Here is a 26,300-nt window from a genome sequence, read left to right as displayed (position 1 = left end):
CCGCCGAACAATTCTTCTGAAGAACCCCCATCCGGATTCCCGGATGGGGGTTCTTCGCGTTTCCCGGCGAATGCGCCACGCCATCCCGATGGGCTGCCCTCGGGCGACCGTTGCCCGGGCTCCGACACGGCTCCTCAGCCGTCAATATGGCGCTAAAACTGCCTGATCACCGCCCAGATCGCTGGAGAATCACCGGTTACGCCGTAGTCTCCAAGGTGAGGGGAACAGGTGTCCGGGGTGGTACCCCGGACGGGTCCGATCAAGAATGGTGCTCATGGGACGCGGCAGGCTGCGGATCTACCTCGGGGCGGCTCCCGGGGTCGGCAAGACGTACGCCATGCTCGCGGAGGCGCACCGGCGGCTCCAGCGCGGTACGGACGTCGTGGTGGCGTTCGTGGAGGACCACGGGCGTCGGTACACCGCAGAGCTGGTGGCGGGCCTGGAGGTCGTGCCGCGCCGTGAGCTGACGCATCGGGGTGCCGTGTTCACCGAGATGGATCCTGACGCCGTGCTGGCCCGCCGGCCGCAGGTGGCGCTGGTGGACGAGCTCGCCCACACCAACGTGCCCGGCTGCCGCAACGACAAGCGCTGGCAGGACGTCGAGGAGCTGCTGGCGGCCGGGATCGACGTGATCTCGACCGTGAACATCCAGCACCTGGAGTCACTGGGTGACGTGGTCGAGGGCATCACCGGGGTCCGGCAGCGGGAGACCGTGCCGGACGAGGTGGTCCGCCGGGCCGACCAGATCGAGCTGGTGGACATGTCCCCGGAGGCGCTGCGGCGGCGGCTCGCCCACGGCAACGTGTACGCGCCGGAGAAGATCGACGCCGCCCTCGCCAACTACTTCCGCCCGGGCAACCTCACCGCGCTGCGCGAGCTGGCGCTGCTCTGGACGGCCGACCGGGTCGACGAGTACCTGCAGAAGTACCGGGCCGAGCAGGGCATCAAGGGTACCTGGCAGGCCCGGGAGCGGATCGTGGTCGGCCTGACCGGCGGGCCCGAGGGCGCGACCCTGATCCGCCGGGCGGCCCGGATCGCGGCCCGCGGCTCCGGCGGCGAGCTGCTGGCCGTCCACATCTCCCGCTCGGACGGCCTGGCCGGCTCCGGCTCGGGCTCCTCCCGCGCGCTGATCGAGCAGCGGGCCCTGGTCGAGAACCTCGGCGGCAGCTTCCACGCCGTCCTCGGCGACGACCCCGCCGCCGGGCTGCTGGACTTCGCCCGCGGCGTCAACGCCACCCAGATCGTGCTCGGGACCAGCCGCCGGCCGGCCTGGCAGTACATCTACGGTCCGGGCGTGGGTACCACGGTGACCCGTGCCTCCGGCGACATCGACGTGCACATCGTCACCCACGAGCAGGCCGCCAAGGGCCTCGGCCGGCTGCCGATCCGCCGGGTGACCGACCTCGGCCGGACGCGGACGGTGGCCGGCTGGGCGATCGGCCTCGCCGGGCCGCCGCTGCTGGCCCTGCTGCTCACCCACGTCGAGGGCCTGGGACTGACCACCGACATGCTGCTGTTCCTGTCGCTGACGGTCTGCGCGGCGCTGGTCGGCGGGCTCTTCCCGGCGATCGCCTCCGCGCTGGTCGGCTCCTCGGCGCTGAACTACTACTTCGCGCCGCCGATCCACACCTTCACCATCGACGAGCCGCAGAACATCATGGCGGTGGCGATCTTCACCGCCGTCGGCATCGCGGTCGCCTCGGTGGTGGACCTCGCGGCCCGGCGCACCCACCAGGCGGCCCGCAGCCAGACCGAGGCGCAGACCCTCAGTGCGCTGGCCGGCACCGTGCTGCGCGGCGCGCAGAGCGGGGACGGGGTGCTGACCGCCCTGCTGGAGCAGGTCCGGGAGACCTTCCAGCAGGATTCCGCGGCCCTGCTGGAGCGGCCGGATCCGCTGGGCCCGTGGCAGCAGGTGGCCGCGGCCGGCCCGCATCCGCCCTTGCGCCCCGAGGCCGCCGACGTGGACGTGCCGGTCGGCGACTCCCTCGCCCTGGCTCTGCGCGGGCGGGTGCTGCCGGCCGAGGACCGCCGCCTGCTGAGCGCCTTCGCCAGCCAGGCGGCCGTTCTGCTGGAGCACCGCCGGCTGGCCGAGGAGGCCGCCGCGGCCCGCCGTGCGGCCGAGGGCAACCGGATCCGCACCGCGTTGCTGGCCGCCGTCTCACACGACCTGCGCACGCCGCTGGCCGGCATCAAGGCCTCGGTCAGCTCGCTGCGCTCGGAGGACGTCGAGTGGGACGAGGCCGACGAGGCCGAGCTGCTGGCCGGGATCGAGGCCGGCGCCGACCGGCTCGACCACCTGATCAACAACCTGCTGGACATGAGCCGCCTGCAGACCGGCACCGTCACCCCGCTGATCCAGGAGACCGACCTGGACGAGGTGGTGCCGCCCTCCCTCGGCGGCGTCCCGCCGGAGGCCGTCCGCATCGACGTCCCGGAGACGCTGCCGATGGTCCGGGTCGACGCCGGACTGTTGGAGCGCTCGCTGGCCAACCTCGTCGAGAACGCCGTCAAGTACAGCCCGCCCGGGGCGAAGGTGCTGGTCAAGGCGGATGCGCTGGTGCCGGCGGACGGCCCCGCCCGGGTCGAGCTGCGGATCGTCGACCGGGGCCCGGGCGTGCCCGAGGAGGCCAAGGAGCGGATCTTCGCGCCGTTCCAGCGCTACGGGGACGCGCCGCGGGGCGCCGGGGTGGGGCTCGGGCTCGCCGTGGCCCGCGGCTTCGTCGAGGCGATGAACGGCACCGTGAGCGCCGAGGACACCCCGGGCGGAGGCCTCACCATGGTCGTCACCCTGCCGGCCGTCGGCCGCCCGCCCGAGCGGGCGGCCCCCGCCGCGCCGGGGGGCCGACCCGCCGAACGGGCCGAGCCGGCCGGACGGCCGTTCCCCGCATGACCACCGATCTTCCGACAGCTGTGAAAGGCGGAGCCCGCATGACCCGGGTCCTCGTCGTGGACGACGAACCGCAGATCGTCCGCGCGCTGGTGATCAACCTCAAGGCCCGCAAGTACGAGGTGGACGCGGCCCACGACGGCGCCAGCGCACTGGAGCTGGCCGCCGCCCGTCACCCGGACGTGGTCGTCCTCGACCTCGGCCTGCCCGACATGGACGGCGTCGAGGTGATCAAGGGGCTGCGCGGTTGGACCAGGGTCCCGATCATCGTGCTCTCCGCCCGGCACGCCTCCGACGAGAAGGTGGAGGCGCTCGACGCGGGCGCCGACGACTACGTGACCAAGCCGTTCGGCATGGACGAGCTGCTCGCGCGCATGCGCGCGGCCGTGCGCCGCGCCGAGCCGGTCGCCGGGGAGGACGACTCGCTGGTCGTCACTGACGGCTTCACCGTCGACCTCGCGGCGAAGAAGGTCAACCGGGACGGCACCGACATCCGCCTCACCCCGACCGAGTGGCACCTGCTGGAGGTGCTGGTCCGCAACGCCGGCCGGCTGGTCAGCCAGACCCAGCTGCTCCAGGAGGTCTGGGGCCCTGCGTACCGCACCGAGACCAACTACCTCCGGGTCTACCTGGCCCAGCTGCGCCGCAAGCTGGAGCGCGATCCGTCACACCCGCGCCACTTCATCACCGAGCCGGGCATGGGCTACCGCTTCGAGAGCTGAGCGGGGACGGCCGGGCGGGCACCCGTTCCCCCGCTCGGCCGAGCCCGTCCGGGCCCAGCCGGCTCCCGTCCGGACCCGTCCGGCCCTCGTGCGACCTCGCGACCTGCCGTCGGGAGCCCCGAAACCGGTACCCTTCCCGCATGAGTGGTGACAACAGCAGCGGCCAGCCGCAGGGGCGGTTCCGCCGCCTGCTCAGTCGGCTGACCTCCTCCGCGGAAGAGCTGGAGGCGGAGGAACTGCGCCTGGAGAGCGCGGCGGAGACGGGCTGCACTCCGATCGCCAGCTGCGGGGACCGGGAACTGGTCACCGTCGCCGGCACCCTGCGCACCGTGACCCTCCGACCGCGGGCCGGTGTGCCCGCCCTGGAGGCGGAACTCTTCGACGGCACCGAGGCGCTGGACGTGGTCTGGCTCGGCCGCCGCTCCATCGCGGGTATAGAGCCCGGCCGCCGGCTGGTCGCCAGCGGCCGGATCAGCCATGCACGCGGACGCCGCGTGCTGTTCAACCCCCGCTACGAGCTGCGTCCGGTCGGACACGGGAGCGAATGAGCGTGAGCAATCAGCCCGGCGGCGAGCCCGCCACCCAGCTCGGCGCGGTCCGGGTCGACCCGGAGGACGACGCCGCCGCCGAGGCGGCGCGGCAGGCGGCGGCCTCCAGGGAGGCGGCCGACACGGTGATGCAGGCCTTCGGCGGCGTCCGCGGCATGGTCGACATGACCCTGCCCGGCCTGGTCTTCATCGTGACGTACAACATCACCCACCAGGTGTCCGCGGCGGCCTGGGCGGCGCTCGGGCTGAGCGGCCTGTTCGTGGTGGCGCGCCTGGCCAAGCGGGAGACCGTCCAGCACGCCTTCAGCGGCGTCTTCGGGGTGGCCATCGGCGCCTGGATCGCGATGAAGACCGGCAAGGCGGAGGACTTCTACCTGCCCGGCCTGCTCTGGAACGTCGGCTACTGCATCGCCTTCGCCGTCTCGGCGCTGGTCCGCTGGCCGCTGATCGGTGTGATGCTCGGCCCGGTCACCGGGGAGATGTTCACCTGGCGCCGGCAGAACCCCGGCCGCCTTGCCGCCTACGTCAAGGCGACCTGGGCCTGGGTGGTGATCATGGGCATCAAGCCGGTGATCCTGTTCCCGCTGTACTTCACCCACAACGTCAACCTGCTCGGCTGGCTCAAGGTGGCGCTCGGCATCCCCCCGATGCTGCTGGCGATGTACGTCACCTGGCAGATCCTGCTGAAGGCCCCGCCGCCGATCAAGGCACAGCTGGACGAGGAGCCCGAGGAGCAGCCCGCCGGCGCCGACCGGCCCTGAGCCACGGCGACAGCCGGGCCGGAGAGGCCCGGCGGAGAGCCGACGAGGACCGACGGGGGAGGGCCCGCACTCGACGAGTGCGGGCCCTCCCTGTTGGTGCGTGCGGGCGTGTGCCGGCTACTGGGCGCCCTCGGAGGCGGAGAGCAGGGTCTCCAGTTCCTCCTCGCGCTCCTGCGCGGCCACGAAGAGCAGCTCGTCGCCGCCCTCCAGGGTGTCGTCCTTGCCCGGGGTGAGCACCCGGCCCTCGCGGATGATGGTCACCAGCGCGGTGTCCACCGGCCACGGGACGTCGCCGACCCGGGTGCCGACCAGCTCGGTGTCGGCGGCCAGGGTGAGCTCGACCAGGTTGGCGTTGCCCTGGCTGAACCGCATCAGCCGGACCAGGTCGCCGACGCTCACCGCCTCCTCGACCAGGGCCGACATCAGGCGCGGGGTGGAGACGGCGACGTCGACGCCCCAGGACTCGTTGAAGAGCCACTCGTTCTTCGGGTTGTTGACCCGGGCGACCACCCGCGGCACGCCGTACTCCGTCTTGGCGAGCAGCGAGACGACCAGGTTGACCTTGTCGTCACCGGTGGCGGCGATCACCACGTGGCAGCGCTGCAGGGCGGCCTCGTCCAGCGAGGTGATCTCGCAGGCGTCCGCCAGCAGCCACTCCGCCATGGGCACCCGCTCCACCGAGATGGAGTTCGGGTTCTTGTCTATCAGCAGGACCTCGTGGCCGTTCTCCAGCAGCTCGCCCGCGATCGAGCGGCCGACGGCACCGGCCCCGGCAATGGCGACGCGCATCAGTGGCCCTCCCTCTCCGGCGCCTGGGCGAACGCGGCCTCGACGGCCGCCAGGTCGGCGCGGCGCAGCATCACGTGGATGAGGTCGCCCTCCTGGACCACCATGGTCGGGGTGGGCAGCACGCCCTCGCCCAGCCGGGTGACGAACGACACTCGGGCGCCGGAGGCCTCCTCCAGCTCGCTCAGCCGGCGGCCGACCCAGAGCGGGTCGTAGGCGACCTCGGCGAGCTGGACGGCGCCGCTCGGGTCCTGCCAGAGCGGCTCGGCGCCGCTCGGCAGCAAGCGGCGCAGCATCTGGTCGGCCGTCCAGCGGACGGTGGCGACCGTCGGGATGCCCAGACGCTGGTAGACCTCGGCGCGCCGCGGGTCGTAGATGCGGGCCGCGACGTTCTCCACGCCGAAGTTCTCCCGGGCGACCCGGGCAGCGATGATGTTGGAGTTGTCACCGCTGGAGACGGCCGCGAACGCGCCGGCCTCCTCGATGCCCGCCTCCTTCAGGGTGTCCTGGTCGAAGCCGACACCGGTCACCCGGCGGCCGTTGAATCCGGCACCCAGCCGACGGAACGACGTCGGGTCCTGGTCGACCACTGCCACCGAGTGGCCCTGTTTCTCCAGCGCTCTCGCGAGGGCGGAGCCCACGCGGCCGCAGCCCATGATGACGATGTGCACCGGCGCTACCTCACCCGTCCCGTTGGGTTCTTGACCTGCGCAAACACCGTTCATCTTCCTTTCCCGCCCGGCTGTCCGGGGCGAGCGTCCTGGTGGGGGCCCGACGCGACAACTGGAGTGTTGCCCGCCTCCTCGTATCCGACACGCTAGCCGGTCCACCGAACACAGTCGCGACGAAGGGGGGGATGTAAGTCGGACCCCGGGGCAAACAGCCCCTACGATTCCTTACCGTGCCTATGCCGACTGACCTTCCGAAACGCATCCTGATCGGGCGCGCGCTGCGCAGCGACAAACTCGGGGAGACCCTGCTCCCGAAGCGCATCGCGCTGCCCGTCTTCGCCTCGGACGCGCTCTCCTCGGTCGCGTACGCGCCCGAGGAGATCCTGCTGACCCTCTCCGTGGCGGGTGCCTCGGCGATCCACTTCTCGTGGCAGATCGGCGTCGTCGTCGCCATCGTGATGCTCGCGGTCGTGGCCTCGTACCGGCAGAACGTGCACGCGTACCCGAGCGGAGGCGGCGACTACGAGGTCGCCACCGTGAACCACGGCCCCAACTCCGGGCTGGTGGTCGCGAGCGCGCTGATGGTGGACTACATCCTCACCGTGGCGGTCTCCACCACCTCCGGCGTCGCCAACGTGGTCTCCGCGGTGCCCTCGCTGCGCGGCCACGAGCTGACCCTCTCGGTAGTCGTGGTCATCCTGCTGATGGGCATGAACCTGCGCGGCGTCCGCGAGTCCGGCAGCGCGTTCGCCGTCCCGACGTACGCCTTCATGGTCGGCGTGATCGGCATGGTCGTGTACGGCTTCGTCCGGCATTTCGGCCTCGGGCAGGACATGCCCGCCGAGAGTGCGGGCTTCCACCTGGAGGCCACCGCCGGGAACGACTCGCTGGCGGGCTTCGCGATGGTGTTCCTGCTGCTCAAGGCGTTCTCCTCGGGCTGTGCCGCGCTCACCGGCGTCGAGGCGATCTCCAACGGCGTGCCCGCCTTCCGCAAGCCGAAGAGCAAGAACGCCGCCACCACGCTGCTGATGATGGCGTCGATCGCCGTGGTGATGTTCATGGGCATCATCTGGCTGGCCCGCCTCACCGGCGTGCAGATGGCCGAGGAGCCCGCCGAGCAGCTGATCGGTGCGGGCAGCGACTACCACCAGAAGACCGCTCTCGCCCAGATCAGCGAGGCCGTCTTCTCGAACTTCACGCCCGGCTTCTACTTCGTCGCCGCCGTGACCGGCCTGATCCTGGTGCTGGCCGCCAACACCGCCTTCAACGGCTTCCCGGTGCTCGGCTCGATCCTCGCGCAGGACCGCTACCTGCCGCGCCAGCTGCACACCCGCGGTGACCGGCTGGCCTTCTCCAACGGCATCATCCTGCTGGCGCTGGCCGCGATCCTGTTCATCATCGCCTTCGACGCCGACCCGACCCGGCTGATCCAGCTCTACATCGTCGGCGTCTTCGTGTCGTTCAACATGAGCCAGTCCGGCATGATCCGGCACTGGACCAGGGAACTGCGCACCGAGACCGACCCGGCCAGGCGCCGCCACATGCAGCGCAGCCGGGCGATCAACACGTTCGGCCTGGTGATGACCATGGCCGTGCTGATCGTCGTCCTCGCCACCAAGATCAGCCACGCCTGGATCGCGATCGCCGCGATGGTCGTGCTGTTCGTGATGATGAAGGCGATCCGCCGCCACTACGACCGGGTCTCCCACGAGCTGGCCGCCGCCGAGGCGGCGGACGACGTGGTGCTGCCCACCCGGGTGCACGCCATCGTGCTGGTCTCCAAGCTGCACAAGCCGGCCCTGCGGGCGCTGGCGTACGCCAAGCTGGCGCGCGCCCACACGCTGGAGGCGGTCACCGTCAACGTGGACCCGGCGGACACCGCGGCGCTGCGCGCGGAGTGGGACGAGCGCGGCATCGAGGTGCCGCTGAAGGTCCTGGACTCGCCGTTCCGCGAGATCACCGGGCCGGTCCTGGACTACGTGAAGAACCTGCGCCGCAGCAGCCCGCGCGACGTCGTCTCGGTCTACATCCCCGAGTACGTGGTCGGCCACTGGTACGAGCACCTGCTGCACAACCAGAGCGCGCTGCGGCTCAAGGGGCGCCTGCTCTTCAAGCCCGGTGTGATGGTCACGTCGGTGCCGTGGCAGCTGGAGTCCTCGGAGCGGCGCAAGCCGCAGAAGGCGTGGTCGGCGCCGGGCGCCGTCCGCCGGGGTGAGCCCGCGGCGCCGAAGGCCGTAAAGTCGAATGTCTCGACCACGACCGGCGACTCCGCCGGCAGCAGCAAGGACTCCGCCAAGTGACCCGCAACACCCCGCCCCGCTCCCACGGCTCGTCCGGCGCGTCCGGCAAGGGTGCCCGCAAGGGCGCCGGGAAGGGCGGCGGCGCCAAGCCGGGCCAGGTCGCCCGGCCCCGCTGGGGAAAGCCGGTGCGCCCGGCCGCGACCGACCGGGAGGGCCTGACCGCGCAGACGGCGCCGCTGGCGCCGGGGGAGCGCGCCCCGGAGCAGCCGGCCGGTGAGCGCGCCGGCCGTGGCGAGCGCGGCGAGCGGTCCGAGCAGGGCGGCGCGGGGAAGGCCGGCGCTGCCAAGGCCGGCGCTGGGAAGGGCGGCGCGGGGAAGGCCGGCGCCGGCAAGGGCGGCGCCGCCACGGCCGGTGGCGCGAAGGGCGGGGACCGTCCGCGCAAGCAGACCGTCCGCCCGCCGAAGCTGCTCCGCACCGCCCGCACCTCGCGTACCGAGGCCGCTCCCAAGGGGCCCGGCGGCGACCCGCTGGTCGGCGAGCGGTACGAGGTCGAGGTCGGCCCGGTCGCGCACGGCGGCGGCCACTGCGTGGCCCGGCACGAGGGCCGGGTGCTGTTCGTCCGGCACGCGCTGCCCGGCGAGCGCGTCGTCGTCCTGGTCACCGAGGGCACCACCAAGTCGCGCTTCCTGCGTGCCGACGCGGTGGAGATCCTGGAGCCGGCCAAGGACCGGATCACCCCGCCCTGCCCGTTCTCCGGGCCGGGCAAGTGCGGCGGGTGCGACTGGCAGCACGTGTCGCCGGGCGGGCAGCGCAAGCTCAAGGTGCAGGTGCTCACCGAGCAGCTGGCCAAGCTGGCCGGCCTCAGCCCGGCCGAGGCCGGCTGGGACGGCAGCATCGAGCCGGTCGGCGGCAAGCTCCCGGCCGGGCAGGTGCCGGCCTGGCGCACCCGGGTCCAGTACGCGGTCGAGCCGGAGACCGGCAAGGTCGGTCTGCGCAAGCACCGCTCGCACGAGATCCAGCCGATCGACCGCTGCCTGATCGCCGCCGAGGGCGTCAGCGAGCTCGGCATCGAGGCGCGCGACTGGCCGGGCGTCGTCTCGGTCGAGGCGATCGCCGCCTCCGGCTCCTCGGACCGCCAGGTGGTGCTCACCCCGGCGCCCGGCGCCCAGCTGCCGCTGGTCGAGCTGGACAAGCCGGTCTCCATCACCCGGGTCGACGACCAGGGCAACACCCACCGGGTGCACGGCCGCTCCTTCGTGCGCGAGCGCGCCGCCGGCCGTACCTGGCGGATCAGCAACGGCGGCTTCTGGCAGATCCACCCCGAGGCCCCGGACACCCTGGTCGACGCCGTCCTGGACGGGCTCGACCCGCAGTGGGGCGAGAACGCGCTCGACCTGTACTGCGGCGTCGGCCTGTTCGCCGGCGCGCTGGCCGACCGGGTGGGCGAGGACGGCGCGGTGCTCGGCATCGAGTCCGCCAAGCAGGCCGTGATCGACGCGCGGCACAACCTGGCCGCGCTGGACAACGTCCGGATCGAGTGCGACCGGGTGGAGACGCTGCTGCCGCGCACCGGCATCACCGCCACCGACCTGATCGTCCTGGACCCGCCGCGCGCGGGCGCCGGGCGGGAGACCGTGGAGCACCTGGTCGGCCTCTCGGCCCGCCGGATCGCCTACGTCGCCTGCGACCCGGCCGCGCTCGCCCGGGACCTCGCGTTCTTCCGCGAGGGCGGCTACCGGCCGGTCTCGCTGCGCGCGTTCGACCTGTTCCCGATGACGCACCACTTCGAGTGCGTGGCGATCCTGGAGCCGGTGGAGTAGTCCGCGCACCTCGCACCGCGTGGGTGCGCCGGGTGCGCCGGGCGCGCGCCGGGTGCGCGCCGGGTGCGCGCCGGGTGCGCGCGTCCGAGGCCCTTTCCGGGCGGGGAGACCCGGTCCGGGAGGGGCCTCGTTCGACTCGGTGACCCGGGCGGCCAAGGGGGGAGAAGGCAGGAGGAGAGACAGGCGTGAACATCCTGGTGACCGGTGCGGCCGGATTCATCGGCTCGCACTTCGTGCGGACGCTGCTCGGCGGCGGATACCCCGGCCACGAGGACGACCGCGTGACCGTGCTGGACCGGCTGACCTACGCCGGAACGCTCAACAACCTGCCCCGGCACCACCCCCGGCTGGACTTCGTGCGCGGCGACATCTGCGACACGGCCCTGCTGGAGCAGGTCTTCCCCGGCCACGACGCCGTGGTGCACTTCGCCGCCGAGTCGCACGTCGACCGCTCGGTCGCGGGCGCCGACGCCTTCGTCCGCACCAACGTGCTCGGCACCCAGGCCCTGCTGGAGGCGGCCCTGCGGCACGGCGTCGGCGTCTTCGTCCTGGTCTCAACGGACGAGGTGTACGGGTCGATCGAGCAGGGGAGCTGGACGGAGGAGGAGCCGCTGCTGCCGAACTCCCCGTACGCGGCCTCCAAGGCGTCGGCCGACCTGATCGCCCGCGCGTACGCGCGCACCCACGGGCTGGACGTGCGGATCACCCGCTGCGCCAACAACTACGGCCCCGGCCAGCACCCCGAGAAGCTGGTACCGCTCTTCACGACCCGCCTGCTCGACGGGCTGCCGGTGCCGCTGTACGGGGACGGCTCCAACGTCCGCGAGTGGCTGCACGTGGACGACCACTGCCGGGCCGTCCGGCTGGTGCTCGACCGCGGCCGGCCCGGCGAGATCTACAACGTCGGCGGCGGCACCCACCTGACCAACCGGGAGATGACCGGTCGACTGCTGGAGCTGTGCGGGCGCGACTGGGACCTGGTGGAGCGGGTGGCGGACCGCAAGGGCCACGACCTGCGGTACGCGGTGGACGACTCGAAGATCCGCCGCGAGCTGGGCTGGGCGCCGCGCCGGTCGCTGGAGGAGGGGCTGCGCGAGACGGTGGCGTGGTACGCCGCCCACCGCGACCACTGGGCGGCGGTCCCGGAGGAGGAGCCGGCGGCGCTGCTGCGCTGAGGCTCCGGGCGGCTCGGCCGAGGCTCCGGGGGCCGGGTGCCGCGTGCTGGGGGCGGCGGGCCGGGGCTTCGGGTGCCGGGGACGCCGCTCCGTTCAGCGCAGGTCCTGCTCCTCCTCGTCCGCGCTGTGCGGCAGGGTGATGCCGTGCTGGGCGGCGAGCCTGATCAGTCCGGCGATCCGGCCCTCGTAGGCCTGGACGCCGTCGGCGTCCCCCTCGGCCCGGGCGGCCGCGAGTTCCTTCCGGGCCCGGGCGAGCTGCTCGCGCAGCTCCTGGTCGAACATGGCAGTCATTGCCGGCCTCCGCACAGGTCGGTGTCGCTCCGGGGGAACGCCCGGGGCAGTTCAGAGTCTCCGAAGGTGAAGAAGTCTTCAAGTCCACGTCGCCGCGACGGCGGCGCGGCGCGGCCGGGGAGCGAAGCGGACGTGCGTGCGCCCTTGTCGTGCTAGCACTTCAGCGCTAGCGTCGAATTCATGGGTAAGAAGCAGCTGAACGTCCGGGTGGACGCCACCACCGCGGAGATGGCCCGGGAGCGGGCGGAGCAGCAGGGGATCAGCATGAACCAGTACATCGAGCGCCTGGTCCAGCAGGACATGGGCGAGGCGGGGCGGGCGTTCGTGGACGCCGCCGCGCAGTTCATGAAGCAGTACGAGACGGCTTTCCTGGCCGAGTTCGGCGAGCGGAGCGCGGCCGACCTCCAGGACGTGCGCCGTTGAACCTGGAGGTCGACCTCTCGTGGCTGCTGATGACCGCCGAGCAGTACACGCCCGGTGACCCGCAGGTCACCGACTACGGATCGCTGCTCGCGGCGGTCGCCCGCCACCAGGCGGAGATCTTCGACATCGCCGTCTACCCCGAACCGCAGGACCGCGCCGCCGCCCTGATGCACCAGCTGATCCGGGTGCCGGCCCTGGAGAAGACCAACGAGCTGTTCGCCACCGCCGTCGCGTACGCCTACCTGGTGGCCAGCGGCTGCACGGTCGCGACCACCGCCCGCGAGGTGCGCAGCCTCGCGCGTGCCATCCGGGAGGGCCGGCTCGGCGTGTCCGGCGTGGCCGAGCGGTTGGGCGCGTGGGTGGTGGACGAGGCCGAGGGGGAGGGCGTCAGCGGCGAGGACGACGAGGACTCGGACTGAGCGGCCGGGCCGGCCCGCGGCCGCAGCCGGTTCGGCGGGCAGTGCCGGTTCGGCGGGCGGGCCGGGGCCTGCCGGACCGGGCGGATCCACCGGGCCGGGCGGCTCCGGGAGGCCGAGCCGTTCTGCCGGACCGGTCAGGCGCCGGGCGCCGGCTCGGCCGCGGCCTCGGCGATCAGCGCCGTCGCGAACGGGCGGAAGCCCGCCCGGCGGTAGATCCGGGCGACGTCCTCGTCGGCGGCGGACAGGAACACCGTCCGCACGCCGTTGGCGCGGGCGTGGGCGACCAGGGCCGCGGTGACCGCGAGGCCCAGGCCCTGCCGGCGGGCCGTCGGCAGGGTGCCGACCCCGGCCACCTCGGTGACCGCGCCCACGGGGTTGTGCTGGCCCGCGCAGAGCGCCACGCCGTCCCGGACGGCGGCGGCGAGCACCGTCTGCCCGGCGGTGATCCGCCCGGCGATCCGCTCGACCGTGCCGTCCGCCGCCGACTTCTCGGCGGCCGCGGCGAGCTCCTCCGGCCCGACGGTGCCGCGGGCGGTGCCCGGCTCGCCGAAGGCCAGGTGCGGGACGGTCACCGCGCTCGCCAGGTCGGGGTCGTCGGCGGTCATGATCCGGACCGCAACGCCCTCGCTCGACGAGCCCGCGCCCGGCGCGGTGGCGGGCGGCTCGGGCTCGTCGTCGGGGCCGAGCACCAGCAGCGGGTGCTCGTGAACCGTCAGCCCGGCCTCCTCGACCGCCGCGCGCAGCCCGGGATCGTGCTCGGCCACCCACTCGAAGGCCTCCGGAACGCCCAGCTCCCGCTGGCGCTCCAGTACCCGGCGGACGTCCTCGGCGGTGGCCGCCGGGCCGGTGTGCCCGAGCGCCGGGCGGGCGTAGTACGGCCAACCCTGGCCCTCGCGGACGAACAGGCTCAGCGGGCCGAAGTCCTCGACCCGGGCGGCGGAGCGCGGAACGGCGTCGTAGTACCCCTCGATCTCGTCGAGGAGGGGGCGCAGGGCCGGGTCGATTCCGGGAGCGGAGGCGGCGCCGGCCGGGGCGGCGGACTCAAGATCATCAAAGGTCACGTCCTGCATCCTGACAGCGGTGTCGCGTTCCTGCCACCCGTTTGGTGCGAGGGAAGTGGTGGGAATACGAGCGGCCCCGGTGGGGCGCAGGCACGGCGAGCGGCCGGGATCCCGGGCAATTCGGACCGATTGTTGCCGAACGCTTACAGGCCGGGCGATCTTGCGTGCAGACCCCGTGGCATCCTGGGGGCCTTTACAGCTCTGCCGGACGGGAACGGCGGACGTCCGTGCCGGGTGAGGCGAGGGGGATGACAGGCTCGATGAGGCTCTGCTTTCTGGTCGAGGAACACTACCGGCACGACGGCATGCCGCTCGACGTCGTGCGCCAACTCACGGCATGGGGGCACCGGGTCGACGTGCTGCGCCCCGGGGACTCGCTGATGGCGATCTCCGAGGCGGTCCGGGCGGGCAGCCACGACGCCTGGGTGCTCAAGACCGTCTCCGGCGGCCCGGGGCTCACCCTCCTGGAGGCGGCCGCCGCCGTCGGCCTCACCACCGTCAACGACGTCCGCTCCATCCGGGGCGTCCGCGACAAGGCGCTCGCTGCGGTGATCGCGCGCACCCGGGGCCTGCCCGTCCCCGTCACCTACGCCGCCGCCCGCTGGGAGCGACTCGCGGAGATCCCCGCCGCCGAGTACCCGCTGGTGGTCAAGCCCGCCGACGGCAGCTCGGGCCGGGCCGTGCGGCTCGTCCCCACGCCCGACCACCTGGCCGTACTCGGCCCGCAGCTCGCCGGCGAAGGCCTGCTGATCGCCCAGCCCTACGTGCCCAACTCCGGCACCGACCTCAAGGTCTACTGCGTCGACGGCGAGTTCTACGCCACCGAGCGCTGCTCCCCGCTCCACCCCGGCCAGGGCGTGCGCGAGCGCCAGGTGCCGCTCGGCGCCGACATCGCGCGGATCGCCGCACAGGTCGGCGAGGTCTTCGGCCTCGACCTCTACGGGGTGGACGTGCTGCTCGGCCCGGACGGGCCGGTCGTCGTCGACATCAACGACTTCCCCAGCTTCCGGAAGGTGCCGGACGCGGTGGCCAAGGTGGCCCGCGCCGTGCTCCGGCTGGCCCGCACGGGCACGGCGGTCTCCGCCCCGGGGCCCGCGCTGCTGGCCGAGCCGTCCGCGCAGGTGGCGGACGCGGTGCGGCTGCCCGCCCCGAGCGGCACCGCGCTGGGCGTCGGCGGCTTCGGCGCGGCGGGGCTGGTGGGCGAACCGGACCTGGTCGGCGGTGCCGGGCTGGTCGGCGGCGGGCTCGGCGGTGCCGGGCTGGTCAACGGTGGCGCCGGGCTGGTCAACGGCGGTGTGGGCGGAGGGATATGAGGATCTGCCTGCTCACCCCCGACCCCGGCCACCCGCTGCTGGCCGCCGCCGCGGCCCTGCTGGCCACCGGCCACCGGGTCGATGCGCTCGACCCCACCGCCGGCGACGCCCCGCCCGCCGAGCTGTTCGGCCCCGGCCCGCTCGCCGACGTCTACCTGCTCAAGGCCCGCACCCCGCGGGCCCTCGCACTCGCCCGGTACCTGGAGGAGCGCGGCGCCCCGGTCGTCAACTCCGCCGCGGCCACCGAGTTCTGCCAGGACCGCACCGCCATGGCCGAGCTCGCCCACCGCTCCGGCCTGCCGTTCGCGGCTACCCGTACCGCGGCCACGCTCGCCGACCTGCCGGACCCCGACGGGCCGATCGTGGTCAAGAGCCGCCACAGCCGGCGCCACGACCTCGTCGCCCGGGTCGACGACGCGGCCGCGCTGCGGGCGCTCGCCGCCGAGTGGCCCGACGAACCCGTGATCGCCCAGCCGTTCATGGCGAACTCGGGCTGGGACCAGAAGCTCTGGGTCGTCGACGGGCAGGTCTTCCACGCCCGTCGCCGCTCCGAACTCGCCGATCCGGTCGATCCGGTCGCGGCGGTCGATCCGGTAGAGACGGTGGATCCGGTCGGCCCGTCGGGCGCGTCCCGACCGGTGGCCGACGGCGAGCGGGGCTTCTGGCCCGCCGACCTGCCGGCCGACCGGGCCCGGCTGGCCCTGCGGGTCGGTGAGGTCTTCGCCCTCGACGTCTACGGCGTCGACCTGCTGGACGGCCCCGACGAACCGGTCATCGTCGACGTCAACGCCTTCCCCGGGATCCGCGGCCAGGCCGGCGCCCCCGAGGCGCTCGCCGGGCTCGCCCTGCGCACCGCCCGCCGCGGCACCCCGGCCGCGCCGCGCCTGCCGGGGCAGCGCCAGGCACGCCCGCGCGCCACAGATCGCTAGTCTTGCTCTCTCCGGCCGGACCGCACGACCGGATGGCGAGAGAAGACGGACGTTGCTGCAGGACATCGAGCGCTACCTGGCCTGCCCCCACTGCGCGCAGGCGCTCACCCTCGACGGGCGCGCCCTGCGCTGCCCCGCCGGGCACAGCTTCGACGTCGCCAAGCAGGGCTACGTCAGCCTGCTCGCCGGCGACGCGCACACCGGAACCGGTGACACCGCCGACATGGTCGCCGCGCGCAGCGGCTTCCTGGACGCAGGCCACTACCGGCCGATCTCCGACGCCCTCACCGCCGCAGCCGTCGCCGCCGCCCCCGAAGGCCTGGTCGCCGACCTCGGCGCCGGCACCGGCCACTACCTCGCCCACGTCCTCGACGCCCTGCCCGACCGGCCCGGCGCCGCCCTCGACATCTCCAAGTACGCGCTGCGCCGCGCCGCCAAGGCCCACCCCCGGATCGGCGCCGTGGTCTGCGACGCCTGGCGCCCGCTGCCGCTGCAGGACGCCTCCGCCGGCCTCGTGCTCAACGTCTTCGCCCCGCGCAACGGCCCCGAGATCCGCCGCGTGCTGCGCCCCGGCGGCACCCTGCTGCTGGTCTCCCCGACCCCGCGCCACCTGCGCGAGCTCGTCACCGAGCTCGGTCTGCTCTCGGTCGACGAGGAGAAGCAGCGCCGGATCGACGAGAAGCTCGGGCCCCACCTGACCCCGGCCGGCCGGCAGGAGGTCGAGTGCACCCTGCGGCTCTCCGCCGCCGACGTCCGCACGGTGGTCGGCATGGGGCCCAGCGCCTGGCACACCGACCAGGAGCAGCTGGCCGCCCGGCTCGCGGCACTGCCGGACCCGGTCGAGGTCACCGCCTCCGTGACGGTCGCCGCCTACCGCCGCTGAGCCCGCCGGGCCCTCGGGTGAGCCCGCCGGGCCTCGGCTGCCCGCCGGGCCCTCGGCCCTCGGGTGAGCCCGCCGGCCCTCGGCGAGCCGTTCGGGAGGCTGCCGGGGCGGCCTGCGGCGCGCCCACCCCGTTGGGATGAATCTGCCGGGCAGGCACGTTTCTGCCGACCCGGCGGCGGCTAACGTCCGACGGGTGAACCGCGACGCCACCCGGCCCGCCGTGCCGGCCCACCCCCTCCAGCGGACCGCGGACGCCGGTCGGCCCCCCGTGCAGCGCCCCACCGTCGAGGAGCTCCGGCTCACCTCGTTCAAGTCCTACCGGCGCGCCGCCCTGCCGCTCGCACCGCTCACCCTGCTGCACGGTCCGTCCGGCGTCGGCAAGTCCAACGCCCTCGACGCGCTCGCCGTCCTCTCCCGCCTCGCCCTCGGCGAACAGATCGCCGACTCCCTCGACGGCCTGCCCGGCCGGGCGGGCCCGCTCGCCACGCCGGTCCGCGGCGGACTGGCCGGCTGCGTCCCGCACGGCCGCAACGCGATCATCCTCGGCTGCACCGTCCGCTCCGCCGACGGACCGGTCCGCCTGGAGGTCGTCGTCCGCACCGACGGGCCGGTCCGGATCGCCCGCGAGCAGCTCACCCTGGACGGCCGGATCCTCGTCGAGACCGGCGAACAGGACCTCCGCAACCACCGCGTGAACGTCAGCTGGCACAACGACACCCGGCAGGGCGACATCCGCGCGCCCTTCCCCAACGGCGTCCTCGTCACCGCGCAGATCCCACTGCGGGTCGCCGGATCGTCCCCCGGCGAACGGAAGGTGCTGGCCGCCGCCGAACACGCCCTCACCGCCCTGCGCGAGGTCTTCCCGGTCCACCCCGTGCCGGCGCTCATGCGCGGCTGGGCCCGCCCCGACCCGCAGGCTCGCCTGGTCGGCACCGCCGCCAACATCTCCGCCGTCATCGCCCGGCTGAGCAACGAATGCGCGCGCCGCTACGGCCAGCTGCTGCGGGTCGTCCAGACCGCCGCCCCGCACCCGCTGCTCGGACTCGACCTCGCCCGCCGCGGCACCGGGGCCGCAGAGCGCGTCCGCACCGTCTTCGACGAAGGCGTCCTCGGCCGCACCGGCGCCGACCAGGCCTCCGACGGCATGCTGCGCCTCCTCGCCTTCGCCGCGGTGCTGCTCACCGGCGCGGCCGTCCTCGACCTCGACCCGGCCGCCGAGGTCCCCTGGGCGCACCGGCAGCTCACCGTGCTCGCGGAGGACCTCGGCGCCGGGCTCGGCACCGAGCAGACCGCCGCGCTCGTACGGCTCGCCCGCGAGATGACCGCGCGCAACCAGCTGCGGGTGCTGGCCGCGCTACAGGATCCGGCGGCCGCCCGGGAGGCGCTCGGCGGGGAGGCGCGCGCGGGGGAGGGCGAGCTGCCGCCGGGCGTCGCGCTGGTCGAGTGCCGGCGCGACCCGGACTCCGGGCACACCGTGCTGCGCACCGAGACGGCCCGGGTGCCGGCCCAGGTGTCGCGGAGCACGGCAGGGGGCTCCGGGGCCGCGGTGCCGGGGGTGCCGGACGGCGAGGCCGGCCCGGGGGTGCCGGTGGGGGAGGCGGGCACGGCGGCGGATGCGGTAGACCTGGACGGGTGAGCGAACAAGTGACGCAACCCGCCGACCCGACCCTGGAGAGCCTGCGCCGACGGCTGGTGGAGTTCGCCGCCGCGCGCAGCTGGGAGCCCTTCCACACGCCCAAGAACCTCGCGGCGGCGCTGTCGGTGGAGGCCGGTGAGCTGCTGGAGATCTTCCAGTGGCTGACGCCCGAACAGGCCGCCTCGGTGATGTCCGACCGGGAGAGCGCGCACCGCGTCCGCGACGAGGTGGCCGACGTCCTCGCCTACCTGCTGCAGTTCTGCACGACGCTGGGGGTCGACCCGCTGGAGGCCCTCGCCGCCAAGATCGAGCGGAACGAACTGCGCTTCCCCGCTCCCGGGGCGAAGCCCGCGCCGCAGCCGGACGTCAACCCGGGCGTGGGCGACCCACCCATGTGAGGGACGGAAGTTGTCCACAGCCCCCGGGTTTTCCACAGGTTCTGGGAAGGGAGCTGCGCCGTACCGCCCCTCGGCGCACGCTTTCGCCGTGACCACCTGACCGCCCTGCGGCGGCCCGTGGTCCGACGGCGACAGCGAGCGGGAAAGGGGTGGCGGCCGATGGAGGCGCTGCGACTGATCAAGACGGCCCGGCACGCCCTGGCCGAGGCCAGGGACGTGGCGGACGTGCTGGCGGAGGCTCGGCAGGCTGTGCTGCTCACCGAGGCGGTCGGGGCCCGGCTGACCGAGCTGGAGGGGCCGGACGGCGATGAACTGGTCGGCCTGGGGCAGCAGTTGGCCGAGGCGGGATCCCACGCGGCGGGCTGCCTGGACCAGCCCGTGGGGGAGGCCCTGTCGGCGCTGGGCGCCGGTGGACGGGCGGCGCGGCTCACCGAGCTGGGGGCGCTGGCGCCGATGCTGGCCGAGCTCGACGGGTTGCTGCGGGACGCGGGGGAGACGCTGGTGGTGCTGGCCTGCGGTGCGGAGACGGAGAGCCTGTACTGGACGTGCATCGATGGGGTCGACGCGGTGGCCGAGTGCAAGGACTTGGTCGGCCGGCTGCGGCGGGCCGTGCGGCGGGCGGCGGAGGACGGCGGCCGGGAGGCCGCGGGGACCACGGCGGCCGACCCGCCGCCGAGGCCGCCTCAGAGACCGGCGGAGGAGGCGCCGCTGGTCGTGGTCACGCTCGGGCCGCCGACGGGTCCGTCGGCGGCCCGGGCGCCGGACGACTGCAGATCGGCGAGGTCGGCGGTGACCGAGGCGAGCAGTTCCTGCATCTGCTCCAAGAGGCTCTTCGGGGTGGCCGGCGCCGTCGACGGGTCGGTGGGCGACTGCTGCTGCGAGGGCAGGGCGGATGCCTCGGACCGGGGTTCGGACATGAGCGGACCTCTTCGGATCGGTAGTGCGGTGTGAAGCGCGTGGGACGGCTGGCGGTGGCAGGCCCGCGCACCGCGCCACCCGGGCGGAGCCCTGCCGCTGCAACCAACGAACCGCTTTCGGCCGGGTCACCTGGCACCACCCGATGCGGTCCGACTCCCTTTCCGGGTAAGCCTCCCGGGTGACCTCGGCTTGCCGTGGCCGAGCGGGCTGGGCTAGGCCGGGCCGATCGGGGAGCGGACTGCCACCGGTGCGGGTGTGGGCGAGCGCTCGCCCACACCCGCACCGGTGGAGGGCCTGTGGCGGGGTGAGGACGACAGGGGCTGTGCGGTCCTCCCTGCACGGCAGCGGCCCCACAGGGAGGGCCGCACGGGGAGAGTCGCAGGGAGGGCCGCACAGCAGGGGCCCATGGGATGGCCACGAGCAGTGGCGCGCGGAGTGGCCACGTTGAACGGCCACGCGGATCGGAATGGCCACGCTGAATGGCCACGCGGATCGGAGTGGCCACGCGGAGAGGCCGCGTGGAGAGCCCGCGGAGAGCCCGCGGAGGCGCCAAGCGACACAGGAACGGGGAGGTGGGTGGGAGGGGGAGGGGGGTGGGCCCCCGGGAGCGGAAACAGCGAACAGCGCACAACGAACAGCAAGGGCCTCGGCGCCGATTCGGCGCCGAGGCCCTTCCCGTGCGAGGCCCTCCTACGGAAGGCCTCCGCTGCGCGGAACGCCTTTCCTGCCCGGAACCACCGGCAGGAAGATCAGTTGTGCGCGTGCAGTTCGGCGTTCAGGCCGCCCCAGGAACCGGAGCGGGCGATGACCTCGACGGCACCGGTCTGGGAGTTGCGGCGGAAGAGCAGGTTGTCCTGGCCGGACAGCTCGACGGCCTTGGCCACCTTGCCGTCCGGGGTGGTCACCCGGGTGCCGGCCGTGACGTACAGGCCGGCCTCGACGACGCAGTCGTTGCCGAGGGAGATGCCGATGCCGGCGTTGGCGCCGAGCAGGCAGCGCTCACCGACCGACACGACCTGCTTGCCGCCGCCGGAGAGGGTGCCCATGATCGAGGCGCCGCCGCCGATGTCGCTGTGGTCGCCGACCACGACGCCCGCGCTGATCCGGCCCTCCACCATGGAGGTGCCCAGGGTGCCGGCGTTGAAGTTGACGAAGCCCTCGTGCATCACGGTGGTCCCGGGTGCCAGGTGGGCGCCGAGCCGGACGCGGTCGGCGTGGGCGATGCGCACGCCCGACGGGGCGACGTAGTCGGTCATCCGCGGGAACTTGTCGATCCCGTACACGGCGAGCTGGCCGCCCTGGGCGCGGACGGCCAGGCGGGCCTGCTCGACCTTGTCCACCGGCACCGGGCCGATGCTGGTCCAGGCGACGTTGGCGAGCAGGCCGAAGACGCCGTCCAGGTTCTGGCCGTGCGGCTTCACCAGGCGGTGGCTGAGCAGGTGCAGCCGCAGGTAGGCGTCGTGCGCGTCGATCGGCTTCTCGTCCAGCGAGGCGATGGTGGTGCGCACGGCGACCACCTCGACACCGCGGCGGGGGTCGGCGCGCAGCGCCTCGGCGGCGCCGGCGCCCAGCTCGGCCTCGGCCTGCTCGGCGGTCAGGCGGACGGTGCCGGCCGGGCCGGGCTCGGCGGCCAGTGCGGGGGCGGGGAACCAGCTGTCGAGGACGGTGCCGTCGGCGGCGATGGTGGCCAGACCTGCGGCGACGGCGCCGCTTGCGAGGGAGGTGGATTCTGCAGTCACATCGTGCACGTTAACGAATGCGGGGCGCCGCTGCCGAACACGCTCACCGTGCGGACGGGGCGCCCGGGGTGACGCGGCGGCTCCCACGCCGGACAAAACCCGGTGCTGACCGGGCTGCCGCTCGGCGATACTCGGGCAGGTGTTCATGTCGATCTCCACCACCGGCACCGCCGAGAGCCCGGCCTCCGACCTCGGCTTCCTGCTGCACAAGCACCCGGGCAAGGTCCAGCGCTTCTCGACCTCGCACGGCGAGGCGCACGTCTTCTACCCGGAGGCGGGCGACGAGCTCTGCACGGCCGCGCTCCTGCTCGACATCGACCCGATCGCGCTGGTCCGCAAGGGCCGGGGCAAGGGCCGGGGCGGCTCGCCCGACTTCGCCCTCGCCCAGTACGTCAACGACCGCCCCTATGCCGCGTCCTCGCTGCTCGCGGTCGCTCTGCGAACGGTGTTCCGAACGGCCATGAAGGGCGTCTGCGAGGCGCGCCCCGGGCTCGCCGAGCTTCCGCGGCCGCTGCGGATCTCGCTGCCCGCGGTGCCCGCCAACGGTGCCGGCGAGAGCGGCGGCCCGGCGATGGCGGCCCGGCTGTTCGAGCCGCTGGGCTGGCAGGTCCAGGCGTCGGCGATCCCGCTGGACGAGGCGTTCCCGGAGTGGGGCGAGTCGCGCTACGTGCGGCTGGAGCTGGCCGGCACGGAGGTCCGGCTCGCGGACGCGCTCCAGCAGCTGTACGTGCTGCTGCCGGTCCTCGACGGCGCCAAGCACTACTGGGTCGCCCCGGACGAGGTCGACAAGCTGCTCGCCGCGGGCGCGGGCTGGCTCGCCGACCACCCCGAGCAGGCGCTGATCGCACGCCGCTACCTGTCCCGGCGCTGGGCCCTCACCCGGCGGGCGATGGAACGCCTGGAGCTGGCCCGGCTAGCGGAGGCCGACGACCGCGAGGTCGAGGAGATCGACAACGCGGTCGACGATTCCGCGGACGAGTCCGCCGACGACTCCGTGAACACCGTGGACGCCGCCGCCGGTGGCACGGTCGGCGCTGCCGAGGCGGGCGACGGCCGTGCGGAGCACCCGGAGCCGGCCGCGGAGCGGAAGGCCTCGCTGGCCGACCAGCGCCGGGCGGCGATCCTGGCCGCCCTGGGCGAGGTCGGCGCGGCACGGGTGGCCGACCTGGGCTGCGGGCAGGGCGAACTGATCGGTGCGCTCCTCAAGGACGCCCGGTTCACCGAGGTGCTCGGGGTGGACGTGTCCGCGCGGGCGCTGTCCGCGGCCGCGCGCAAGCTGCGGCTGGAGCGGATGTCGGAGCGCCAGGCGGCCCGGGTGCGGCTGGTCCAGGGCGCGCTGACGTACACGGACGCGCGGCTGAAGGGCTTCGACGCGGCGGTGCTCTGCGAGGTGATCGAGCACCTGGACCTGCCCAGGCTGCCGGCGCTGGAGCACGCCGTATTCGGGGCGGCCCGGCCGTCGGCGGTGGTCGTGACCACGCCGAACGCCGAGTACAACGTCCGCTGGGAGAGTCTGCCGGCCGGGCACGTCCGGCACGCCGACCACCGGTTCGAGTGGGACCGCGTGCAGTTCCGGGAGTGGGCCGAGCGGGTGGCGGCGACGTACGGCTACACCGCGGTGATCCGGCCGGTCGGGCCGGAGGACGCCGAGGTGGGCGCGCCGACCCAGCTCGCCCTGTTCCGGATCGGTGGCCCACCGGACGCGGCGCCGCAACCGGCGCCGGCACCCGCCGTCCCCGCCACCGCCGTCCCCGCTCCGACCGACACCACCACGACGCCCGAAGGGGGCGAGACCCGATGACCGACGACGCACTGCCCCCGGACGCCACCGACGCCCCGGGCGCCGCCGCACCCACCGCCGCCGCACCCACCGCCGACGCACCCACCACCGCCGCACCCACCGCCGACGCCCCGGGCGCCGACGCACCCACCGGTGCGCCCCCGACCGGCGCGACCCCTGCCCGGCCCCGCCGCCTCCCGGTGACCGACGTCTCCCTCGTCGTCCTGATCGGCACCAGCGGCGCCGGCAAGTCCACCTTCGCCCGCCGCCACTTCCTGCCCACCCAGGTGGTCTCCTCCGACTTCTGCCGGGGCCTGGTGGCCGACGACGAGAACGACCAGTCCGCGTCCGCCGAGGCCTTCGACCTGCTGCACTACATCGTCGGCAAGCGCCTCGCCGCCGGCAGGCTCACCGTCGTGGACGCCACCAACGTCCAGCCGGAGGCCCGCAAGCAGCTGGTCCGGATCGCCCGCGAGCACGACGTGCTGCCGATCGCCATCGTGCTGGACGTCCCGCCGGGCGTCTGCGCCGAGCGCAACCGCACCCGTCCGGACCGCCAGCTGCCCGCCCACGTGATCCCGCGCCAGAACCGCGAGCTGCGCCGCTCGCTGCGCGGCCTGGAGCGCGAGGGCTTCCGCAAGGTGCACATCCTGCGCGGCGAGGCCGAGGTCGCGGCCGCCGAGGTCGTGCCGGAGAAGCGCTTCAACGACCTGCGCCACCTCACCGGCCCGTTCGACATCGTCGGCGACGTCCACGGCTGCCGCTCCGAGCTGGAGACCCTGCTCACCCGCCTCGGCTACGTGCTCACCCGGGACGACGCGGGCCGCGCGGTGGACGCCGCGCACCCCGCGGGCCGGACGGCCGTGTTCGTCGGCGACCTGGTCGACCGCGGCCCGGACACGCCGGGCGTGCTGCGCCTGGTGATGGGCATGGTCGCCGCCGGACACGCGCTCTGCGTGCCGGGCAACCACGAGAACAAGCTCGGCCGGTCGATGGACGGCAAGAAGGTCACCGTCTCGCACGGTCTGCAGGAGTCGCTGGACCAGCTGGCGGGGGAGTCGGAGGAGTTCCGCGCCGAGGTGCGGGCGTTCATGCGCGGCCTGGTCAGCCACTACCTGCTGGACGGCGGCGCGCTGGTGGTCTGCCACGCCGGGCTGCCGGAGAAGTACCACGGCCGGGCCTCCGGCCGGGTCCGGTCGCACGCGCTGTACGGGGACACCACCGGCGAGACCGACGAGTACGGCCTGCCGGTGCGCTACCCGTGGGCGGAGGAGTACCGGGGCAGGGCGATGGTGGTCTACGGGCACACACCGGTGCCGGTGGCGAGCTTCCTCAACAACACCATCTGCCTGGACACCGGCTGCGTCTTCGGCGGCAGCCTCACCGCGCTGCGCTACCCGGAGCGGGAGCTGGTGTCGGTGGAGGCCGAGCGGGAGTGGTACGCGCCGGTCCGGCCGCTGAAGGCGGACGCGCCGGGCGCGCGCGAGGGCCGTCCGTTGGACCTCGCCGACGTGGCGGGGCGCCGGGTGGTGGAGACCGCACTGCACGGCCGGATCGCCGTGCGGGAGGAGAACGCGGCGGCGGCGCTGGAGGTGATGAGCCGGTTCGCGATCGACCCGCGGCTGCTCGCCTACCTGCCGCCGACCATGGCGCCGAGCGCGACCTCCCGCCGCCCCGGCTACCTCGAGCACCCCGAGGAGGCCTTCGCCGCCTACCGCGAGGACGGCGTGCGCGAGGTGGTCTGCGAGGAGAAGCACATGGGCTCCCGCGCGGTGGTCCTGGTCGCCCGGGACGCCGGGGCGCTGGACAAGCGGTTCGGCCTGGCAGGGCCGGGCGCGATCTGGACCCGGACCGGGCGTGCGTTCCTCGGTGACGACGGCCTCACGGCCGCCGTCCTGGATCGGGTGCGGGCCGCGGCCGAGCGCTCCGGCCTGTTCGACGAGCTGGCCACCGGTTGGCTGCTGCTGGACGCGGAGCTGATGCCGTGGTCCCTCAAGGCCACGGACCTGCTGCGCCGTCAGTACGCGGCGGTCGGCGCGGCGGCGGGGGCGGCGCTGCCGCAGGTGCTCGCCGCGCTGGACCGGGCGGCCGAGCGCGGGCTCGACCTGGGCGAGCTGACGGCCCGCCAGCGGCAGCGCGCGGCGGACGCGCAGGCGTTCACCGAGGCGTACCGGCGCTACTGCTGGCCGACCGAGGGGCTCGCCGGGATCCGGCTGGCGCCGTTCCAGGTGCTGGCGGCCGAGGGGGCGAACCTGGCGGTGCGCCCGCACGACGAGCACCTGGCCTGGATCGACCGGCTGGTCGACGCCGACCACGGGGCCGAGCCGCAGGCCCCGGTACTGCACCGGACCGGCCGGCTGGTGGTGGACACCGCCGACGAGGCGTCGGTGGCCGCGGGTGTCGCCTGGTGGGAGGAGCTCACCGGGGCCGGCGGCGAGGGCATGGTGGTCAAGCCGCTGGCGTCGCTGGTCCGGGTCGGGGCGGGGGCGGGCCGTCCGGGTGGGCTGGTCCAGCCCGGCGTGAAGGTGCGCGGGCGCGAGTACCTGCGGATCATCTACGGCCCGGACTACACCCAGTACCTGGACCAGCTGCGGCAGCGGTTCCTCGGGCACAAGCGCTCGCTGGCCCTGCGTGAGTACGCGCTGGGGCTGGAGGCGCTCGACCGGCTGGCGGCGGGCGAGCCGCTCTGGCGGGTGCACGAGCCGGTGTTCGCCGTGCTCGCCCTGGAGTCGGAGCCGGTGGACCCCCGCCTCTGACCGCTCCCCGACACGGCACCGTCCTGCCGGTCGGAGGCCGGGTCCTGCGGTGACCGCCGCAGGGCCCGGGGGCCATGCATACAAATTCCGAGTGTCGTATAGAATTGCCGCTTCGCGGTCCGTCCACGTCACCCCAGGAGCCCG

At 74.2% G+C, this 26,300-nt stretch carries 22 protein-coding genes; 17 read left to right on the top strand and 5 right to left on the bottom strand.

The window, feature by feature from the left end:
• Positions 1-274 precede the first annotated feature (274 nt).
• From MCM47_RS04685 to MCM47_RS04670, 4 genes are all read left to right on the top strand, one after another.
• Positions 275-2,890: a sensor histidine kinase KdpD gene (locus MCM47_RS04685; RefSeq protein ID WP_238741281.1), complete on the top strand. Its 2,616-nt coding sequence runs from the start codon at positions 275-277 to the stop codon at positions 2,888-2,890.
• 38 nt (positions 2,891-2,928) lie between these two features.
• Positions 2,929-3,609, top strand: a complete 681-nt coding sequence (locus MCM47_RS04680; protein ID WP_238741279.1) for a response regulator — start codon at positions 2,929-2,931, stop codon at positions 3,607-3,609.
• A 140-nt stretch (positions 3,610-3,749) separates the two neighbouring features.
• Positions 3,750-4,157 carry an OB-fold nucleic acid binding domain-containing protein gene (locus MCM47_RS04675; RefSeq protein ID WP_238741277.1) on the top strand — a complete coding sequence of 136 codons (408 nt, stop codon included), beginning with the start codon at positions 3,750-3,752 and terminating at the stop codon, positions 4,155-4,157.
• Positions 4,154-4,918, top strand: coding sequence for a DUF3159 domain-containing protein (locus tag MCM47_RS04670; RefSeq protein WP_374209065.1), 765 nt, complete (start codon positions 4,154-4,156; stop codon positions 4,916-4,918). The genes MCM47_RS04675 and MCM47_RS04670 overlap by 4 nt, the downstream gene beginning before the upstream one ends.
• A gap of 117 nt (positions 4,919-5,035) precedes the next feature.
• Here the strand turns inward: MCM47_RS04670 and MCM47_RS04665 are convergent, their stop codons facing one another.
• Positions 5,036-5,707: a TrkA family potassium uptake protein gene (locus MCM47_RS04665; protein WP_238741273.1), complete on the bottom strand. Its 672-nt coding sequence runs from the start codon at positions 5,705-5,707 to the stop codon at positions 5,036-5,038.
• Entirely contained in the window at positions 5,707-6,375 is a 669-nt protein-coding gene (locus tag MCM47_RS04660) for a TrkA family potassium uptake protein (protein WP_238741271.1), read from the bottom strand. The genes MCM47_RS04665 and MCM47_RS04660 overlap by 1 nt, the downstream gene beginning before the upstream one ends.
• 236 nt (positions 6,376-6,611) lie before the next feature.
• Between MCM47_RS04660 and MCM47_RS04655 the strand changes: the two genes are divergently transcribed.
• The 3 genes from MCM47_RS04655 (at position 6,612) to rfbB (ending at position 11,610) form a co-directional block, all read left to right on the top strand.
• Entirely contained in the window at positions 6,612-8,675 is a 2,064-nt protein-coding gene (locus tag MCM47_RS04655) for an APC family permease (RefSeq protein WP_255751770.1), read from the top strand.
• A 467-nt stretch (positions 8,676-9,142) separates the two neighbouring features.
• On the top strand, positions 9,143-10,435 hold the full coding sequence (locus tag MCM47_RS04650; RefSeq protein ID WP_238741538.1) for a class I SAM-dependent RNA methyltransferase: 1,293 nt from the start codon (positions 9,143-9,145) through the stop codon (positions 10,433-10,435).
• A 185-nt stretch (positions 10,436-10,620) separates the two neighbouring features.
• Positions 10,621-11,610 carry a dTDP-glucose 4,6-dehydratase gene (rfbB, locus tag MCM47_RS04645; protein ID WP_238741268.1) on the top strand — a complete coding sequence of 330 codons (990 nt, stop codon included), beginning with the start codon at positions 10,621-10,623 and terminating at the stop codon, positions 11,608-11,610.
• Between the two features lie 93 nt (positions 11,611-11,703).
• Here the strand turns inward: rfbB and MCM47_RS04640 are convergent, their stop codons facing one another.
• Positions 11,704-11,901, bottom strand: a complete 198-nt coding sequence (locus tag MCM47_RS04640) for a hypothetical protein (protein ID WP_238741266.1) — start codon at positions 11,899-11,901, stop codon at positions 11,704-11,706.
• Positions 11,902-12,081: 180 nt separating this feature from the next.
• Here MCM47_RS04640 and MCM47_RS04635 point away from each other — a divergent pair, with 180 nt between their 5' ends.
• Together MCM47_RS04635 and MCM47_RS04630 are read left to right on the top strand one after the other, a co-directional pair.
• Positions 12,082-12,324 (top strand): toxin-antitoxin system HicB family antitoxin, encoded by a 243-nt coding sequence (locus MCM47_RS04635; RefSeq protein WP_238741264.1) that lies wholly within the window; start codon positions 12,082-12,084, stop codon positions 12,322-12,324.
• Positions 12,321-12,743, top strand: coding sequence for a fic family toxin-antitoxin system, toxin component (locus MCM47_RS04630; RefSeq protein WP_238741262.1), 423 nt, complete (start codon positions 12,321-12,323; stop codon positions 12,741-12,743). The genes MCM47_RS04635 and MCM47_RS04630 overlap by 4 nt, the downstream gene beginning before the upstream one ends.
• 134 nt (positions 12,744-12,877) lie before the next feature.
• Here MCM47_RS04630 and MCM47_RS04625 read toward each other — a convergent pair whose 3' ends face one another.
• Complete coding sequence (locus MCM47_RS04625) at positions 12,878-13,813, bottom strand: GNAT family N-acetyltransferase (RefSeq protein ID WP_238741260.1); 936 nt, start codon at positions 13,811-13,813, stop codon at positions 12,878-12,880.
• A 251-nt stretch (positions 13,814-14,064) separates the two neighbouring features.
• Here MCM47_RS04625 and MCM47_RS04620 point away from each other — a divergent pair, with 251 nt between their 5' ends.
• From MCM47_RS04620 to MCM47_RS04595, 6 genes are all read left to right on the top strand, one after another.
• Positions 14,065-15,117, top strand: a complete 1,053-nt coding sequence (locus MCM47_RS04620; protein WP_238741258.1) for a RimK family alpha-L-glutamate ligase — start codon at positions 14,065-14,067, stop codon at positions 15,115-15,117.
• The gene (locus MCM47_RS04615; RefSeq protein ID WP_238741256.1) at positions 15,114-16,046 is read left to right on the top strand and encodes a RimK family alpha-L-glutamate ligase; all 933 of its coding nucleotides are present in this window, start codon (positions 15,114-15,116) and stop codon (positions 16,044-16,046) included. The genes MCM47_RS04620 and MCM47_RS04615 overlap by 4 nt, the downstream gene beginning before the upstream one ends.
• A 52-nt stretch (positions 16,047-16,098) precedes the next feature.
• On the top strand, positions 16,099-16,929 hold the full coding sequence (locus MCM47_RS04610) for a putative RNA methyltransferase (RefSeq protein ID WP_238741254.1): 831 nt from the start codon (positions 16,099-16,101) through the stop codon (positions 16,927-16,929).
• A gap of 193 nt (positions 16,930-17,122) precedes the next feature.
• The gene (locus MCM47_RS04605; protein ID WP_238741252.1) at positions 17,123-18,565 is read left to right on the top strand and encodes an AAA family ATPase; all 1,443 of its coding nucleotides are present in this window, start codon (positions 17,123-17,125) and stop codon (positions 18,563-18,565) included.
• Positions 18,562-18,963 (top strand): nucleotide pyrophosphohydrolase, encoded by a 402-nt coding sequence (locus MCM47_RS04600; protein ID WP_238741250.1) that lies wholly within the window; start codon positions 18,562-18,564, stop codon positions 18,961-18,963. The genes MCM47_RS04605 and MCM47_RS04600 overlap by 4 nt, the downstream gene beginning before the upstream one ends.
• 159 nt (positions 18,964-19,122) lie before the next feature.
• On the top strand, positions 19,123-19,914 hold the full coding sequence (locus tag MCM47_RS04595; RefSeq protein WP_238741248.1) for a DUF6099 family protein: 792 nt from the start codon (positions 19,123-19,125) through the stop codon (positions 19,912-19,914).
• Positions 19,915-20,630: 716 nt separating this feature from the next.
• Here the strand turns inward: MCM47_RS04595 and dapD are convergent.
• A complete protein-coding gene (gene dapD, locus MCM47_RS04590; RefSeq protein WP_238741247.1) occupies positions 20,631-21,620 on the bottom strand; it encodes a 2,3,4,5-tetrahydropyridine-2,6-dicarboxylate N-succinyltransferase in 990 nt (329 codons plus the stop codon).
• Between the two features lie 139 nt (positions 21,621-21,759).
• On the opposite strand from dapD, the gene MCM47_RS04585 reads away from it, so the two are divergent.
• Entirely contained in the window at positions 21,760-23,421 is a 1,662-nt protein-coding gene (locus MCM47_RS04585; protein ID WP_238741245.1) for a 3' terminal RNA ribose 2'-O-methyltransferase Hen1, read from the top strand.
• A complete protein-coding gene (locus tag MCM47_RS04580; protein WP_238741243.1) occupies positions 23,418-26,156 on the top strand; it encodes a polynucleotide kinase-phosphatase in 2,739 nt (912 codons plus the stop codon). The genes MCM47_RS04585 and MCM47_RS04580 overlap by 4 nt, the downstream gene beginning before the upstream one ends.
• The last annotated feature ends 144 nt before the right edge of the window (positions 26,157-26,300 follow it).

The organism is Kitasatospora sp. A2-31, from assembly GCF_022288725.1.
GTDB lineage: Bacteria > Actinomycetota > Actinomycetes > Streptomycetales > Streptomycetaceae > Kitasatospora.
This window is presented reverse-complemented; position numbering and strand designations above follow the sequence as displayed.

Coding starts and splice junctions, on each gene's coding strand:
- MCM47_RS04635 (WP_238741264.1), top strand. CDS start 12,082: ATGGGTAAGAAGCAGCTGAACGTCCGGGTGGACGCCACCACCGCGGAG.
- MCM47_RS04670 (WP_374209065.1), top strand. CDS start 4,154: ATGAGCGTGAGCAATCAGCCCGGCGGCGAGCCCGCCACCCAGCTCGGC.
- MCM47_RS04615 (WP_238741256.1), top strand. CDS start 15,114: ATGAGGATCTGCCTGCTCACCCCCGACCCCGGCCACCCGCTGCTGGCC.
- MCM47_RS04655 (WP_255751770.1), top strand. CDS start 6,612: ATGCCGACTGACCTTCCGAAACGCATCCTGATCGGGCGCGCGCTGCGC.
- MCM47_RS04640 (WP_238741266.1), bottom strand. CDS start 11,901: ATGACTGCCATGTTCGACCAGGAGCTGCGCGAGCAGCTCGCCCGGGCC.
- MCM47_RS04680 (WP_238741279.1), top strand. CDS start 2,929: ATGACCCGGGTCCTCGTCGTGGACGACGAACCGCAGATCGTCCGCGCG.
- MCM47_RS04625 (WP_238741260.1), bottom strand. CDS start 13,813: ATGCAGGACGTGACCTTTGATGATCTTGAGTCCGCCGCCCCGGCCGGC.
- MCM47_RS04595 (WP_238741248.1), top strand. CDS start 19,123: ATGGAGGCGCTGCGACTGATCAAGACGGCCCGGCACGCCCTGGCCGAG.
- MCM47_RS04675 (WP_238741277.1), top strand. CDS start 3,750: ATGAGTGGTGACAACAGCAGCGGCCAGCCGCAGGGGCGGTTCCGCCGC.
- MCM47_RS04685 (WP_238741281.1), top strand. CDS start 275: ATGGGACGCGGCAGGCTGCGGATCTACCTCGGGGCGGCTCCCGGGGTC.
- MCM47_RS04620 (WP_238741258.1), top strand. CDS start 14,065: ATGAGGCTCTGCTTTCTGGTCGAGGAACACTACCGGCACGACGGCATG.
- MCM47_RS04665 (WP_238741273.1), bottom strand. CDS start 5,707: ATGCGCGTCGCCATTGCCGGGGCCGGTGCCGTCGGCCGCTCGATCGCG.
- MCM47_RS04580 (WP_238741243.1), top strand. CDS start 23,418: ATGACCGACGACGCACTGCCCCCGGACGCCACCGACGCCCCGGGCGCC.